Source organism: Paenibacillus chitinolyticus NBRC 15660 (genome assembly GCF_000739915.1).
GTDB lineage: Bacteria > Bacillota > Bacilli > Paenibacillales > NBRC-103111 > Paenibacillus_F > Paenibacillus_F chitinolyticus.
In genome coordinates this window covers 26,488-40,792 of the sequence record NZ_BBJT01000010.1, presented here as the reverse complement: position 1 = coordinate 40,792, position 14,305 = coordinate 26,488, and the positions used below count along the sequence as shown (strand labels likewise).

Here is a 14,305-nt window from a genome sequence, read left to right as displayed (position 1 = left end):
TTGCCTCCTTAAAATGTCGGGAAGGATATTCCGTCCAGGAACAAACCTGCGTTACCGATGTTGTGATAGATGGTAACTTTACCGTCCTCAGAAATAGCCAACGTCCCGTAAACCGCGTTCGTGCCGTTATCAGATTTCAACGTATACTGTCCGTAGCTCTTTGCTCGATATTCTGGCGGCAGTACAAACAGCACAGTTCCGGCAGCAACCGCGCCACTTTTCGTACTACCCTTTAGATGCACAAAACCGAAACCATCCCGCATATATGCAGGAGAAACCACGTTTACCACCCATCCATTTAGCAAAGTTGCCGTTATCCATTGGGCTTGTGCTTTATTAGGTGATGATCGCTCCAACATGCTCAACCGTGTTTCTACATCCGCTTGCGTCTGTGCCAACGTGTCTACAACCTTTTTAAGGTTGGTATCAGTGCTGGCCGTAATGCTGGATAAAGGTGCGGATATCGGGTCCAGTGCTAGATACGTCACTTCATAGACGGCTGTCGGGTCGAATTTTTGTGCCTCAATAACAGGTTTTTCGAGTCCATAAGATGACAGATTATTAAAACTCCATTGCTTATCTTGGCGTCTATTTCGGTAAATAGACCACACTTTGCGCACCCGATTTTTAAAAAGAGTGGAGCTATTTCCCAAATCATTGCTCGTATAGTAATTACCGCTGGACGCTGAAGTCATATGTTCTCGAACGAATAATCCGACGCCCGTTTCAATATGATTCAGCCCTTCGTGCAGGGTGATGCTACCCTCTGGGATGATCTCAGTCTCAGCCGGTTGTGCGAGTTGGAAAGCGATACGGTAAGGTGTATAATTCGGTGCTTGCGTTGTCGGTAACGTAATGCCTGCTTCCTGATATCCAGCCGATGTTCGATAAGCCCATGCCTTAGTTCCTGTTCCATTATAGTCAACATTACCAGGTCCTCCGGCTAGGTACATTTTATAGCCTAAGAAATACGCCTTTACCTCGTCGGCCGTCGGCGTATAACTATCCCCCCAGCCGCTGTCCGCATTTGGGATTGTAATATATAGGGTTGCCGTTTCATTAAAATCGAAATAATTGGCCCCTGTACTTGCCCCCGGGCTGTACTTTAAAAGTGTACCGTCATACCGGACACCAAAAGCATTCAGCGGTCGAATCCCCGTATCTTTGAAGCCCCCGATATCTACTTCCTTGAATCCACTTAAATTAAAGACATTAACGGTGCCGAAATCTTTGGGGTCGATTGCCTTTTCGGTAAAGCATGATCTCTTCCAATACTTTCCGTCTCGTTGCGTTATCTCATCCGATACGCTTCCATCCATATTTGCCGCCAATTTCAAATCTGGGAAGAAGAGATAATCGTCTTCACGAGGTTTGAATGGTTTCGATACATCACCCAGGGCAATGACAGGATTCGAGTAGATCACGTTCCCACTGACTGGATCTAAATTCACATCGACGGGCTTCATCACGAATTCGATTAATGCAGCTTTTGCAGGTGCAACGCTTGTACCTCTAAGCATAGCAGTGAGCCGAATTTTATTTGCATCCGTGTAGTAATAATAGGGACTTGCATTCGCGGGTTCCGCTGTGACCGTTGCCGTGTACTGTTGCCCTGGAACGACAGGTACAAAAAACTCTACATACACATTTTCAGAAGCATTGTACTGCATCGTTGTGCTATAAGGTCCTGTTATGCTGGATCGAGTTGGCACAGGTACGATCCACGAGTCCGAGGCAGGAACTAAATTTTCCCCCAGCCGAATCACGTATGGGTTTGTGGTATGCTGAACAGCATCGACGTAGGGATACTTCGCGTCAATATCTTCTGTTGTCATGCCGCTAATTGCGTCATATTCGGCTTTGGAAAGCTCATACACCCTTACCTCGTCGGCGTATCCATACTGCCCAGCTGCTCCGTTTACCGACACGTTGATACCTGTACTTGTTGTCGATACTCCTGTAAATGCCTTATATGCAAACGTAAAGGCGGAAGTCGATGTGGCCGTATTGGTTGCCGTCGCTGCGCCCTGGCCGGAAACCGACAAGTTCATGTAATTGGCGTTACCGTTTTTAAGCCACCCAGCAAGTAGATAATATTTCGATGCCACAAAGCTGACTGGGTTCGCCGTGATTGCGGACCCAGTGGTGAAGCCGCTGGATAAGATGACTTTAAGGGACGATTTTCCTGATACGTAATTTGTCGTATCCAGCGCATGTGACGTCTGGTAATCGATCCATCGGCTCGCATCCTCGCAGTTCCCATCACGTCCTACAAGATTGACAAGAGTCCGGCCTTTAAATCTGTCCAGTTTAAGTCTGGAAGTCCGGTCTGCTGTTACAACTTGGACCGGCTTATTCAAGGTAATGGATTTGCTTGTCGAAGTAGCAAGATCCTTCTGGATGTTATCTAGGGCCAGCTTATCCGCGCCGCTCATCAATCCCGAGGACCCACCCGAAACGGCATTCGGGATGACGTCACTTCCCCCAGTCACATGATTGGCTCCATGAATAGAAGAGGCAAAGTCCGTGCTTCGACGACCGTTCAACATTTCTGCATTCAAGTTCACTTGTAGCGTGCCGTCCCGCTTAACTGATTCGTTGATGACTTCTGGTGAGTTTTCGAAAAACTTCACATAGTACGCTTCGCCACCTGCTGCCGCCTTTATTAGTGTGAAGCTCGTTTCGCTGGATTCAGTGTAATCCGCTTCCGGCACAAGCTCATAGGTCCCAGTAGTGACATATTTTTTATAGACCGTGATGGCGTTAGTATTCGTTTCATACCGGCCGACGGTGATGTCAAAGACGGTTTGTCCGGGGAGGGCGGTGAATTCCTGATCTCGGATGACGGCCCCTTTCCCGGAGATATCAACCCATCCCAGTGTCGCCCCTTTATAGATGTACATCGCCTTTTTGCCCGTATGATACCAAAGCTGTCCTTCAACCGGTTGTGCCGGTTCTACAGCAGCCCGGTGTACGACCAGATTCTTCGCCTCCCGGCTGGAGAAATCCAGGTCGCCGGTCAATTTACCGTTCTGCTGGATCTTCCCGGCCATTTGAACGTCGATTTCATCCTTGCGATAATACCGGGCATCACCGCGGGCATCGTTATGGTACTGCTTATGGTCGTCGTTCGATAGATTGGTCAGGGAACTATGAGACGTAAGGCCGTTTCCCATCGCCCCGATAGGCCGCCATTTATTAGCTCCGGCCGTATCTGCATCCCACTCGTACACGGTTTCATCAGCCAGTACAAGGCGTATATCTCCATCTGTATTCCCCACAAGCAGCGCGTCAAGCGTCGCCTTGTCCTTTACCGGGGATTTCCACCGGGCATCCGCGAAATTCGGTTTGTCCGTAATGTTCTCCCAATGAATCAATGACCCACCGGAAGTCTGCATGTTGACCTTGGTATAATACCGGGCGTCGTGGTCGCCACTTGCTTTATGTGTGTTCAGCGCGGTTAGCGCCGCCGAAGACACCGCGGCATCCTTGGCGTCGGCCTCGGCCTTCGTGTACCGGTTATCGATGGCCGCCGTATTGCTTTGAATTCGGCCGTCAAGGGCCGTGAATTCGTTGGCGATGTCCTGGAAGTTGTCGTTATGCCGCTTCAGGTTGGCGAAATCCAGGAATTTCTCAATAATTCGTGGAATAAAGGCCATTACTACGCTCCTTTCTAATACAAATATTTGTGCCTGAATATGACCTCCACCTTAAAGTCCGGGTTCGTTGCCGTCGAAATAAACGTCGTCGCCCCGGGTGGAATCGTAAAAAAAACGCCGTTGCTCTTGGCGTAGGCGTTAATCCCATTCTTTTTTACCGTGTAGTGGTGGCCGTCGATCTCGTATACATCGCTGGCCGTACAAGTGTCGGTGATGGTCAGTACATTGTGGCCGTCGGAAAGCGATAAATTAGTGAAGGCCCCCGATATACGTATTGTCGGGGCAGCATCGACATTGCCGGTATTTCGGATCGTAAAAGACTGGCTGCTGGAAGATATCTGCACCGAATAGTCGCTATACTCGTAAAGCTGGCCGTACTCCAGCCCTTGTCCGTATTCCTTCGCTTTGGTATCGTACAAGCTCTGCACGTACGGATCGTCCATCTTCAAGGGAATGGTGACGTTTCCGTCGAACAGCAGCTTCTCGATTTCCATCGATCCGGCATACCGGGCCATGTATCTTCGCCCCGGGAGGTCGCTGAAGGTAATCTCCAATTCTCCCCGCTTGGCGTTAAACAACCCGGCGATGTTGGCAATCTTGGCGTGGTAGTCTAATGTCGGATCGTTTGCCATAACGACGCATTCCAGTTCAAAGGTGCGCGCTTGGTATGAGCTGCCGAAATTGATTTCCCCGTCCCGGCCAGCGATTTCAAGCGTGTAGTCATTGGTCGGTGGCAGAACGGGGATGTTATGCCGGATGAGTCCGAGTCCTATGTCGGAAAATTTAACTCCGTTCACGGTTGCATCGATCATACGGTTTTCACCCCTCCCCGCGATTGAAAGCGCCGCACCATAACGTCCCGCTCCCGCCAGTAGGATTTGATATCTGCCTCATCGGACAAATTAACATCCCCCGAGTTGATTTCATAGTTGTATGTGATTTTCTGAATGATCTCCGCAGGCTTGGAGTAGGTGGAGGTGTCATATTGAATCTTGGGCATCCCCATATTCAGCAGCCGGAACAAATTCCCCTGCTGGGCAGGGTTCAAAATCAGTTCGTCGGCATGCGCTACGACTCGCACGGCGTCCCCAGGTTTCCCCCGCACGATTCCGCCTTCGCTGAAGTGCTGGAGCTTGCCCGTGTCTTCTTCGATGCCGTACTTCCAGCGCAAATGCTGATTCTCGTCATGTACCCGCGCTTTCTCCGCATCATCCCCGGCATACCACTTGTCGATATTGCTGTTGTAGGTGCGAAGATCCCTTTCCCGCTCGGTTTCCCCGCCGTCAGCCGGTGCATACCCGGCGATGGTCGTCATCTTGGATTTATACGAATCGATAAATGCGTCGAGCTGCTTTAAAATCTCCGCGTTCTTCTCGCTTTCCTTCAGAATTTGGAGTTGCTTCAGCGCTTCGGCGCGACCTTCAACGTCGTTCTTGAATTGGTCGAAGACGTTCAGCAGGGAATCATAATGGGTTTCGACGGCCTGTTTTTTCTCGTCGAATTCCTTTTCCTTCGCCGTCTTCTCTTCCTGGTACTGTTCTTTGAGAGATTCCAGGCCACGCTTGCGGAGCTTGCGCCGGTGTTCTTCCTCCATCTTCTCGATTTCAACGAGCAAATCACGGCGTTCCTTCTTGCCTTCCGGCCCGACCGCATCTTCAAGCAGCTTGGCCCGAGCCTTCTTCTTCGCAAGCTCCGCTTCATAGTCATCATCTTCGTTGGACTCATCTTCAAGCTGGATGAGCTTTTCAAGCGCCTTGATTTTTGCGTCCTGCGCGTCAACGTACTGATCCCGAGCCGTTTTGATTGCATCAAGTTCGGCTTTCTTCAGGTCATTCAGAAGCTTTTTCTGCGTCTTGAAGGATTCTTCGACGCTCTTTTCTTCTTTGGTTGCCTTGTCCTTCAGACGGGATTCTTCTTCCTGCATGAGTGCCTTCTTCGCCGCATAAACCTGCTCGTCCGCCCGCTTGCGCTGTTCGGTTCCTTCCAGATACCGGGCTTGCACCCGCTTCCAGGCGGCAAGCTCCCCTTCGGCCGCCAGCTCCCCGATAGCTTTTTGGTGGGAAATCCACTTTTCCGAGAATTCGAAGGAGTCTTGGATCTGCTGCTCTTTTACCTCTTTGATGGCCTTGGCATCGTTCCACCACGCAATGGAGTTCGCATCAATTTCTTTTGTGAGGGACGCAATGCGCGTCGTCACATCTTCTGAAAACCGGTTATACTCGTCGAGCGTGATGGTTCCATTCTTGTACAGCCGGTTCAGTTCCGCCTGCTTCCCTTGCAGTTCTCCAAGCGAGGCCCGCAAGCTCTCGTTGGAAACGTGGAGCTGCTTTTGTCGGTTATCGAACAGTTCGATCCGCTGGGCATAATCATCGATCACACCAGACATCGCGCCGCGTTTCGCGTTGTAGAAATCAATCACGGAATCCGCGGAATCAACAACCATTTTTGCCTCTTTGATGTCCTTATCAATGGCGTCGAGTGGGAATTTATACGGTTCCCGCTGTTTCGGTGCCTTCGGTGCCTTCGGCTGTTTCCCCGCGGAGAAACCCTTCGCCTTCGTTGATACCCCTTCACCGGCGCGGAAAATGTCTTCATCAATGCCGTATAGGTCTTCTTCGCTAAGAGAGCCTTTATACTTGTCCCGGATCGCTTTGAGCTGCTTCGCCTGGTCGGCCGCGCTGACGTAGCCTTCCTTCTTCATGTTGACCAAATGCCGATATTTATTCATTTCGGCTTGGAAAGATTTCTTTTGGTCCTCCGTGGAATCGTTACGCTCGCCCTTCCCACTCATGCCGGATAATGGATCAAGTGACTTGCTCGCATTATCAACAAGCTTGCCGCTTAACTCGTTTAATCGTGCATTTCCTTCGTTGATTGTGTCCTGCAACTTGTTGTATTCATTCTGTTTTTCACCAAGCAGGCGTTCCGTGTAGGTTTCCGGCACGCTTAGACCAAAGAAGCCAAACACACTTTTTTTGATACTGGACACACCGGAGGAATTTTGCATATTCGCCCGCGCCTGTAGGACCTTCATTTCTTCGCCCATAGCAGCCATACGTTTTTTCGCTTCGGCAATCCGTGTTTGCGTTTCCTGCTGATCCTTACGGATCATCTCATTGGACGCGGCTATCATCACCTGACGCTTCGATTCGATGGCCTCTTTTTCCGCTTGGATCGCTTCCTTGGTGTAGCCCGCTGTCTTTAAGCGTTGAAGACCTTCTTCCCCGATGACGGCGGTAATGGCCTGCTCCGTTTTACTAAGTTGATTTGTGATGTTGTTCTTTTGCTCTTCCGTGAGGCTTTGATTTTTGAGCGCTTGCGTGAGTTGGTTTCTGACGTCAATCGCTTTGGTCAGGAATTCGGATTGCCGTTCGGTTTGGTTTATCATCTGCTCTTGAACCGCGATTTTCTTTTCCATTTCCTCGCGTTGGTTTCGCTCTGCCTTCTCCGCCGCGCCCAGATTAAAGACGTATAGGGAGATAACACCTACAAGCAGCGTCAAGCCTCCGGTGGCAAGCGCCGTCATCCTGGCGGCCTGCGCCATTGCCGCAGTTTGTGCATAAATCGCAGTGGTTTCGGCATTGGTTGCCATGATGCTAATCGACTTTGCCGCGGACAAAGCCCTCTCGGCGGCCACCCAAGACATGATCGGTTGATAAATGGCTTTATACGCCACGACAAGCCCGGCCAGCGCCGCGGTGCCTTGGTAGACCTCCTTCGGAACTTTCGTCAGTCCGATCAAGAGTTGGTCCAGGACATCGAGCGCATTTTTAATGGTCGTGCGGAGTCCGTCTTCCCCCGCTTGATTAAAGATCGCCAGCAGGGACGTTTTTGTCTGCTTGGCCTTCCGCTCGATGGTATCCATTTGGACCTTTAAATACTCCATGGTACTGCCGGTCGAGTTGATCGAAGCCGACTGCCCAAGCAAGATATCCCCCACGTTAAGGGATGCGGCAAGTTTCGCGAATTGATAGACGCCTCGGGAAATATCCGCGTAAGACTTCGTGAGGTCATAGTTTTTGTCGATGACTTTCACGGACAGATCCAGCAAGATATCTTCCGCTTTTCGCCATTGTTCGACACCATTAACGACCTCCTTTGTTCTGACATCCAATTCTTCAAGCTCCTTGACGGCCTTGTCCGTCCGAATGGTCCCGAGTACGGTTTTCCACATATTCCCCAAGTTTTCCCCAGACAGGGCCGTATTACGAATACCGGCTGAAATCAGGCCGTTCATAAAGTCGAAAGAGACACCTGTTTCGGATGCAATCTTACCGGTCCGCTCGAAGGCCGCTCCAAGATCCCGCGCCGGGGCCATGGTATCGTGCGCCACCTTGGACCAACTATCCAGCACCCGGTTTCCGATCACCATCGCGTCATTGGCGTTGCCGATATGGACGGCATACTGCGCCATGACGGCCTCCATCATCTTCGTGGAGTCGGAAAGAGCCACCATATCTACCGTGGAGAGCTTGGTGGACTGCCGGACCATTTCCTGCACAACGTTTACGTCTTTGTACATTCGGCCCCATAGCCGCGCCGATTCCGTTACGTCGTTAATGTCGGCCCCCAGGTCATGCGCCGTCTGGATGAACTTGGTGGTTTCTTCGTTTAACCGCTGGGTGTTCATCACCATTTCGCCGGTCGATTTGTTGAAGGAGACAAAATAATGTTCGTTGGTCTGCACGTAACCGGCCATGTTCGACTCGATCTTAACGAGGCCGTCATGGATCGCCTGTTGCGTCGCATGGATCGCGGCGTAAATACCCTGGTAGACGGTCGCATGAAGCGCCGCCTGCTGCAACCGTTCACCCAGATTGGAGGCAATCGAAGGACCTGCCACCATCTGGCCGGTCTGCTGGGAAATTTGGTTCATCCGCTGGGCATGCCGCTCCGCTTCGCGCTCTTCCCGAGCGTTGCTTTGTTGGATTTGCTGTAATTTCTGGTCAAGCTTGGCCTGGGCAAGTGCCTCCTGGCTGCTCGCGGATTGGGACTTGCTCTGAAGCGTCTGCATCCGCTGAAGGTGTTCCCGCTCCTGCTGCTCAATCGCTTGATTCCGTTTTTTGACGATTGCTTCTTGTGTGGCGAGCTTGGCCTCAACGACTTGATTTGTCGCTTCCAGTGATTCCTTTTTGGCCCGCAAAAGCTCCGCTTGCGCGGTCCGCTGTTCAACGAGCGCTCTGGATTCATCCAGAATCTTTTTCCGCCGCTCTTCAGCCGACAAAGCTGACTTATCCATGGCTTTCGCCAGATCGCCATACACCCGCTCCGTCTGGGCGATTTCGTTATTCAGCAGCCGGAAAGATTCGGCGTTTTTCTTGGCGCCTCCGTCGATGACCTGAAAGGCTGGCAGTAGCTTCGAGGTGTCCAGTTTCAGCCTTGCGCCGACGACATCCTTCTCGTTCATTGCCATTTCAAATATTCACCCCCTTGCTTGTTTATCTGAATATCCCAAGATCCGAGAGGAATTTGGCTTTCTTGGCCTTTTTCTTCTTAATCTCCCCACCATGGAGAACGACTTCAAACTCATGTTGTTTGTCACGAACCTTCATTAGCGCTCGTATTTTCGGGATAGTCATATTCGGCCACTCTGCATCCGATATCCCGATGCTGACACAAAGCGCCCAAAGCTCCAGCCAGTCCGTTTGTCCGGCTGTCTCTGCTTCATCCTCGGGTTCGTCCTCTCCGTTTGGGTCAGGGGGAAATGACTCTTTAAAGAAATCGACTCAGCAGCCCGTCCAGTTCAGCAAGGCCGTTTTCGTCGATTTGCTCGTACTCGTCGTCGGTGAGACCTTCAACGACCAACAGTTGAAAAATTTCCTTGTACCGGGCTTCCTCTGCGTCGAAATCGGTCTTTACGCCGTCTTTCTCCACCACGCCCCGGCCGATGCAGTACATAAATTGATAGCGAATTTCCTTGGTCATCGAGCGAACTTGCCGAATGAGTTTAATCGTTCCGATTTTCAAGTGCTTCGTGCATCCCTCATAAAGCTTGATTTCAGGACCGATGTTCATGGATTCGTTCATGTTCAGTTCAGGCATAACCATTCTCCTTTTATAAAAGCCCCCTGTTATACAGGAGGCTTCGCGTTTTATTTTTAGATACCGAAAATCAGTTCAGCAGCGTAACCTTCCGGATTGTCCGGCGTAATATCCGGGTCCATAATTTCAAGCGTTACGGTATTTGTCGTCGGCTTCTTCCGCTCTTGGGAGGCATCGAGTGTGCCGCCCCCAAGCGCCTTATAGATCGTGAGTTGGCACGGTACGGACTTGCCGGTCTTGTCATCCGTCAATTCGAACCGATGCACGAACTTGATTGGTACCGGACGGCGCTTTCCACTGAAGCCGCTGCGCGTACCATCGGTTTTGGACCACTTATAGGTCACCATGATATTTTTATTGTCGTTTGCCGCGTCGGATGTAATCTTACCGGTAGCATCGATTGCATATTGCAACGCGGTCGGGGCCGACGCCGCCCGGGTTAATTCTGTGAGCTTCCCGTTTGCGTCTTTAAGATACACGGCATCGCTCCCCGGAACGAAGGTGCCGCCGAACTTGGTTGGGGCCTTGACTGTATACCCGTTGGTCGAATCGAGAATGCCTTCTTCATTCTCGTCGAACTTCACTTCGCCGGTGATCGTATCCGCGCCTTGGGAGATTTCCGCCAGGATGGTCGAATAGCGTGGGACTTCGAAGCTCACCTTGTCCTGCAAATCCTTCGCGGTGTAGTGAAACGCATAACCGGAGTCGCCGCCCATCACCCGGTCCCAATCGGTTTGAAATTGCATGGTCACCTTGCTGATTTTACCTTCGACGTATTTCAGCTTTCCGTCCAGGCCATAGGTTTGAATCGTCCCTACGCCGTCAAAAACTAATGGTTGCATCGATTTTCCTCCTTAATTTTTCGTGCTATTTTTGATCCGCCATAGGTCGGCGTCGATTTCTTCAATTCGCCGGTACTGCTCGGATTGCACAAAATCCGGCAGGGCCTTCACTTCGTTCCAAAGCCGCTGTTTCTCCGCGACTAGAATGTCCCATTCGGTTTCTTTTTGCCCGGCTCGTGCCATAGGCCCCCTCCTTTCAGTTCATTCGGATGTAATCGACGTCATAAATGACTTGATATCCCTTAACGCCTGTAATGCCGGTCGCAAAGTCGATCTCGTATGCAAGGACACAAAGAAAAGACCGAAATCCCGATTTCATGATCTGCCGATCATGCAGCAGATGAAACAATCGGGACCCGATCTGTCTGGCCTGTGCGGCCGTCTTTGCATAGATGTCCACGCAAAATTTCCCTTCATACACCAGGGGATTCATTGAGAACCGGCCCGGCTTATCGAACACGCACAAATGCGGCACGGTATCTTTGCTGATCGTAATTTCCGGCTCCATCCCAACGGTCAATTTGGGTAGCCATTGCGCCGGTGTTGCGTTTGGCATGACCCCGAGAAGGCCCTTCAATTCGTCGTCGCTCTTCAGCGTGCCGGTTATGGCATCCGTCAGTTCAACGCTCATAGACTCACCCCATTTCGAAATACTTGTGATAGGGGAAGCCTTCAATGACTTCTTGCAGCCCTTGCAGAATCCGGTTTCGGTTTGCTTGCAAGGCGGCGCGGAGGAAGTAACTCGGCGGTGTCGGCCCGTAAGATGAATCGATGTCGCCCCGCGCCGCCAACTCCTCCAGGTCAACCCCGGCGTATGAACCGCCGGATAACCGAACAGTTCCGTCAATGCTTCGGTAATTCCCCTTCTTCCGGCCGACCACTACCCGGCTTCCGCTCGGCCGGAGCCGGTTCCATAGGTCCGAGTTCATGTAGCTCGTTAATCCCGGGTTCTCGGATGACCCGGCCATTTTGGACCCCTTCCCGAACTGCTCCAACCATGCCTGCCAGTAATCCACCGTCACTTCCCCGGCTATCATTTCATGGGCCAGGACGAATATTTGCCGCTCCAGGTGATTCCGCACCTCGGGATAATACCGGACATTCGATTTCGCCGTTTGAAGGACAAGCCCGCACAGTCCGGCGATTTGCACTGATAACGCGGTTTCCATGTCTCGGCTGGCCTTTTCTGCGTTGAATCCCTTGTACCCGTCTGTCATCGCACGTCCTCCGATAACTGGACATGCAGCAGGCCGGGAACCTTGATGTCGTCCACCGCGTCCACCTGATAACCCCGGCCGTTCAGCAGGACCCGGTCTGGTGATGTGAGGTCCTTGTCCTGCGGTCGCCTTACATCGACCGAATTTTGAACATACAAAACATAGGCGGTTGTGGGGAGTAATCCGGCATCATCTTGCCGTAGCCGCGCCGTCACAAATTGCGCGACGGCCGGGACGTCTGCCACAACCGGAAGGAAGTCCGACCCCATGTGACGCTCTTCCGCATCAAATAGGGCCGCCCACCGCTGCACCTCCACCTTGGTATTGATTTTGAGCAACGAACAGTACTTGTCCGCCTCGGCTGTCGGCCGCACGCTCAGAACAAAATAGGCTTCATCGGCGCTTATATGTGAACCGGTCTTCACCGGGGAATCCGGCGCGAATACGCCGTTATAGGCAAGCTCTTTGGATGCCAGTGAACCACCCCTATTTTCACGAGATAGAATCACCTTGGATGGCTGCCCATCCAGCAGGCAAGAGGCATGTCGGTGTGAGAAGTCGTAGAACATAGCCTCACCTACCTGAACGAGTGAAGGATGAACGGACGCAGCAGGTCCGCGATGTCCGGCGTTACATAGCTGTTTCCGAAGTACTCAATCGAGAAATCGAAATCCTTTTTAGATTTCACGTTTGCGTTCGGGTTGGCCGCCAGTTGGTTGATGAACAGGCCGCACGCCGCTTTGATGGCATCGGGAATCACTTCCCATCCGCTCGTATACGTCACTTCCAATTCGCTGTACGGGGAGCCGAACGGGTTGAACCCGCACGCCACACTCCCGGTTTGCTTGTCCACATCGATAACGCTCAGGTCCGCGATATCTTCAAAACCAGGAGGACCAAAGAAATTGCCGCTCAGGGCGTTGTATTGCGGCCGCCCCTTTGCCGATATGATGGCCACCACGGGGAAATAGGTCAAATGCCCCCGCTGATAGCCCGAACCGCCCGGCAGGGAATCGACAAGTGGTATCCGCTCCGTGTAACTGGTAACCTCCAAGCTACGGCGGCACAGGCCGTCAATGATGGAGGATGCCTGCACGATCAAGGATTGGTTCAGGGTAACGCTCGGGCTGACATAATCGGTATCCGCCAGCGTTAGATAGGCGCTCATTCTACAAAACCCGCTTCCCGCAGCTTGGCCGCAAGCTCGGCCTTCACTTCAATTTCCCCATTGATAAAGTTCAGGGCCGCGCCCTCATAGAACAGGGTGTGGGAGCCTGTTCTCTCGCTGTCTGTGCCGATAAGCTGGACCGTTTCGTTCGATGGCTGCTTATTATCCGGCTCGTTTGCTGCTGGATCTGGGCCAGCCTTCTCTTGATCGAGATTTTGTGAGGAATCCACGCCTTGGAGAGCTACTCCGTCATCCTGCTTTGGTTCAATCCCCTCTTCTTGTTCCTTCGCATTTTTAGCCTTGGTCATGTTCACATTCTCCCTTCGCTTATAAATGACTCAGACGGCCCATTTTGGCCGTCTGGTGATGTGTTTATGGTTAGCCTACTGCCGCAATTGTCGGACGCGTCACTTTACCGTACGCATGCGCGTAGGAAGGCCCTTTTGCGACTGGTGCGCCGTACTTGATTCCCACATAATCCTCACGTAGATTTGTTGTCGTTCCCATTTGGAATAGGTACATGTTTTTTTCGCCGACATAATGATATTCGATCATGGGTTCCGTGACGATGGCAATGCCGTAATCCGTCAATTTATTGTCGGTGGCGTTAACCTCGGCGGGCATGAACGGTTCGGGAATAATAGGCAGTATACCTGCTGCGGTCATAATGGCAATTACTTCGATTCCAGCAACCGTCGTTTTAGATAGTTGACTAATTTGAGTTTGACTATTTCCCGATTGTTCCACTTCAACTTCCAAATAGTGGTGGGCGATTGGGTTCATGTATATGGCAGTTGGCATCAGCTCGTACTTCTCGCTCGCAATCATTGCGGCGACTTTTGCGCGAATCGCCGTGATTATCGAATCTGTTACAGAAACGGTAAACGTGTTCGTAATTTGTTTTGCAAGACCTACATACTCCAATGTGTTAGGCAATACCAAATTTGTGTCCGTCCCACGCCACAACATACGAGCGTGCGTCAGTCCAATTCCGTTCAACATGTCGTTGAGGTCTTTTGCTTTCAGTTCTGCGAAATTATTCTGCTGCTGCCCGAGCTTCAAGTCATAGTGTCCGAAATTAACCTCATTGGTAATTGCCTTTACCTTGAGACCATGAGGCGTACGCGGGTTGCTCGTTGCTGTAGATGTTGGGTTTCTTGGATCGACAGCTTGTCCTCCGTTGATCGTATTTTGTTCGTAGTAGGTCGAAATGTCTCCCGTTGCAGGTGTGTAATTAAGACGCCCATCAAGTATAGAGTTTCGACGCAAAGCATCCGTGATTTCTCGCTGAAAATCATCCGTAATCAGGGTTCCCGGTCCTTGGAACTGCATAGCTGCTGAAATATCTACTGCTCTTGCGATACCAACACGATTCAT

Annotated in this window: 12 protein-coding genes; all 12 read right to left on the bottom strand. The window is 51.5% G+C overall.

Features of this window, described 5'->3' with window-relative positions; all coding sequences use genetic code 11:
* Window positions 1-8: 8 nt before the first annotated feature.
* The 12 genes from PCH01S_RS21550 to PCH01S_RS21495 all read right to left on the bottom strand — a co-directional run bounded on the left by PCH01S_RS21550 (window position 9) and on the right by PCH01S_RS21495 (window position 14,305).
* Window positions 9-3,659 carry a hypothetical protein gene (locus PCH01S_RS21550; protein WP_042232952.1) on the bottom strand — a complete coding sequence of 1,217 codons (3,651 nt, stop codon included), beginning with the start codon at window positions 3,657-3,659 and terminating at the stop codon, window positions 9-11.
* 14 nt (window positions 3,660-3,673) lie between these two features.
* Entirely contained in the window at window positions 3,674-4,471 is a 798-nt protein-coding gene (locus PCH01S_RS21540; RefSeq protein WP_053228768.1) for a distal tail protein Dit, read from the bottom strand.
* Window positions 4,468-9,072, bottom strand: a complete 4,605-nt coding sequence (locus tag PCH01S_RS21535; RefSeq protein WP_053228767.1) for a phage tail tape measure protein — start codon at window positions 9,070-9,072, stop codon at window positions 4,468-4,470. Before PCH01S_RS21535 ends, PCH01S_RS21540 begins: the two co-directional genes overlap by 4 nt.
* 299 nt (window positions 9,073-9,371) lie before the next feature.
* Complete coding sequence (locus PCH01S_RS21530) at window positions 9,372-9,701, bottom strand: hypothetical protein (RefSeq protein WP_042232948.1); 330 nt, start codon at window positions 9,699-9,701, stop codon at window positions 9,372-9,374.
* Between the two features lie 56 nt (window positions 9,702-9,757).
* Window positions 9,758-10,543, bottom strand: a complete 786-nt coding sequence (locus PCH01S_RS21525) for a hypothetical protein (protein WP_042232946.1) — start codon at window positions 10,541-10,543, stop codon at window positions 9,758-9,760.
* 12 nt (window positions 10,544-10,555) lie between these two features.
* Window positions 10,556-10,726: a hypothetical protein gene (locus PCH01S_RS30630; protein ID WP_156972856.1), complete on the bottom strand. Its 171-nt coding sequence runs from the start codon at window positions 10,724-10,726 to the stop codon at window positions 10,556-10,558.
* A gap of 13 nt (window positions 10,727-10,739) precedes the next feature.
* Window positions 10,740-11,174 carry a hypothetical protein gene (locus tag PCH01S_RS21520; RefSeq protein ID WP_042232944.1) on the bottom strand — a complete coding sequence of 145 codons (435 nt, stop codon included), beginning with the start codon at window positions 11,172-11,174 and terminating at the stop codon, window positions 10,740-10,742.
* 4 nt (window positions 11,175-11,178) lie between these two features.
* Window positions 11,179-11,760 (bottom strand): hypothetical protein, encoded by a 582-nt coding sequence (locus PCH01S_RS21515; protein ID WP_042232942.1) that lies wholly within the window; start codon window positions 11,758-11,760, stop codon window positions 11,179-11,181.
* On the bottom strand, window positions 11,757-12,329 hold the full coding sequence (locus PCH01S_RS21510; RefSeq protein ID WP_042232938.1) for a hypothetical protein: 573 nt from the start codon (window positions 12,327-12,329) through the stop codon (window positions 11,757-11,759). Before PCH01S_RS21510 ends, PCH01S_RS21515 begins: the two co-directional genes overlap by 4 nt.
* Window positions 12,330-12,337: 8 nt before the next feature.
* Entirely contained in the window at window positions 12,338-12,928 is a 591-nt protein-coding gene (locus tag PCH01S_RS21505; protein ID WP_042232935.1) for a hypothetical protein, read from the bottom strand.
* On the bottom strand, window positions 12,925-13,236 hold the full coding sequence (locus tag PCH01S_RS21500; protein WP_042232933.1) for a hypothetical protein: 312 nt from the start codon (window positions 13,234-13,236) through the stop codon (window positions 12,925-12,927). The genes PCH01S_RS21505 and PCH01S_RS21500 overlap by 4 nt, the downstream gene beginning before the upstream one ends.
* A 70-nt stretch (window positions 13,237-13,306) precedes the next feature.
* Window positions 13,307-14,305 carry a hypothetical protein gene (locus tag PCH01S_RS21495; protein ID WP_042232930.1) on the bottom strand — a complete coding sequence of 333 codons (999 nt, stop codon included), beginning with the start codon at window positions 14,303-14,305 and terminating at the stop codon, window positions 13,307-13,309.

Excerpts from the sequence above, each read along its gene's own strand:
- PCH01S_RS21550 (WP_042232952.1), bottom strand. The coding sequence starts at position 3,659 with ATGGCCTTTATTCCACGAATTATTGAGAAATTCCTGGATTTCGCCAAC.
- PCH01S_RS21540 (WP_053228768.1), bottom strand. The coding sequence starts at position 4,471 with ATGATCGATGCAACCGTGAACGGAGTTAAATTTTCCGACATAGGACTC.
- PCH01S_RS21535 (WP_053228767.1), bottom strand. The coding sequence starts at position 9,072 with ATGGCAATGAACGAGAAGGATGTCGTCGGCGCAAGGCTGAAACTGGAC.
- PCH01S_RS21530 (WP_042232948.1), bottom strand. The coding sequence starts at position 9,701 with ATGCCTGAACTGAACATGAACGAATCCATGAACATCGGTCCTGAAATC.
- PCH01S_RS21525 (WP_042232946.1), bottom strand. The coding sequence starts at position 10,543 with ATGCAACCATTAGTTTTTGACGGCGTAGGGACGATTCAAACCTATGGC.
- PCH01S_RS30630 (WP_156972856.1), bottom strand. The coding sequence starts at position 10,726 with ATGGCACGAGCCGGGCAAAAAGAAACCGAATGGGACATTCTAGTCGCG.
- PCH01S_RS21520 (WP_042232944.1), bottom strand. The coding sequence starts at position 11,174 with ATGAGCGTTGAACTGACGGATGCCATAACCGGCACGCTGAAGAGCGAC.
- PCH01S_RS21515 (WP_042232942.1), bottom strand. The coding sequence starts at position 11,760 with ATGACAGACGGGTACAAGGGATTCAACGCAGAAAAGGCCAGCCGAGAC.
- PCH01S_RS21510 (WP_042232938.1), bottom strand. The coding sequence starts at position 12,329 with ATGTTCTACGACTTCTCACACCGACATGCCTCTTGCCTGCTGGATGGG.
- PCH01S_RS21505 (WP_042232935.1), bottom strand. The coding sequence starts at position 12,928 with ATGAGCGCCTATCTAACGCTGGCGGATACCGATTATGTCAGCCCGAGC.
- PCH01S_RS21500 (WP_042232933.1), bottom strand. The coding sequence starts at position 13,236 with ATGACCAAGGCTAAAAATGCGAAGGAACAAGAAGAGGGGATTGAACCA.
- PCH01S_RS21495 (WP_042232930.1), bottom strand. The coding sequence starts at position 14,305 with ATGAATCGTGTTGGTATCGCAAGAGCAGTAGATATTTCAGCAGCTATG.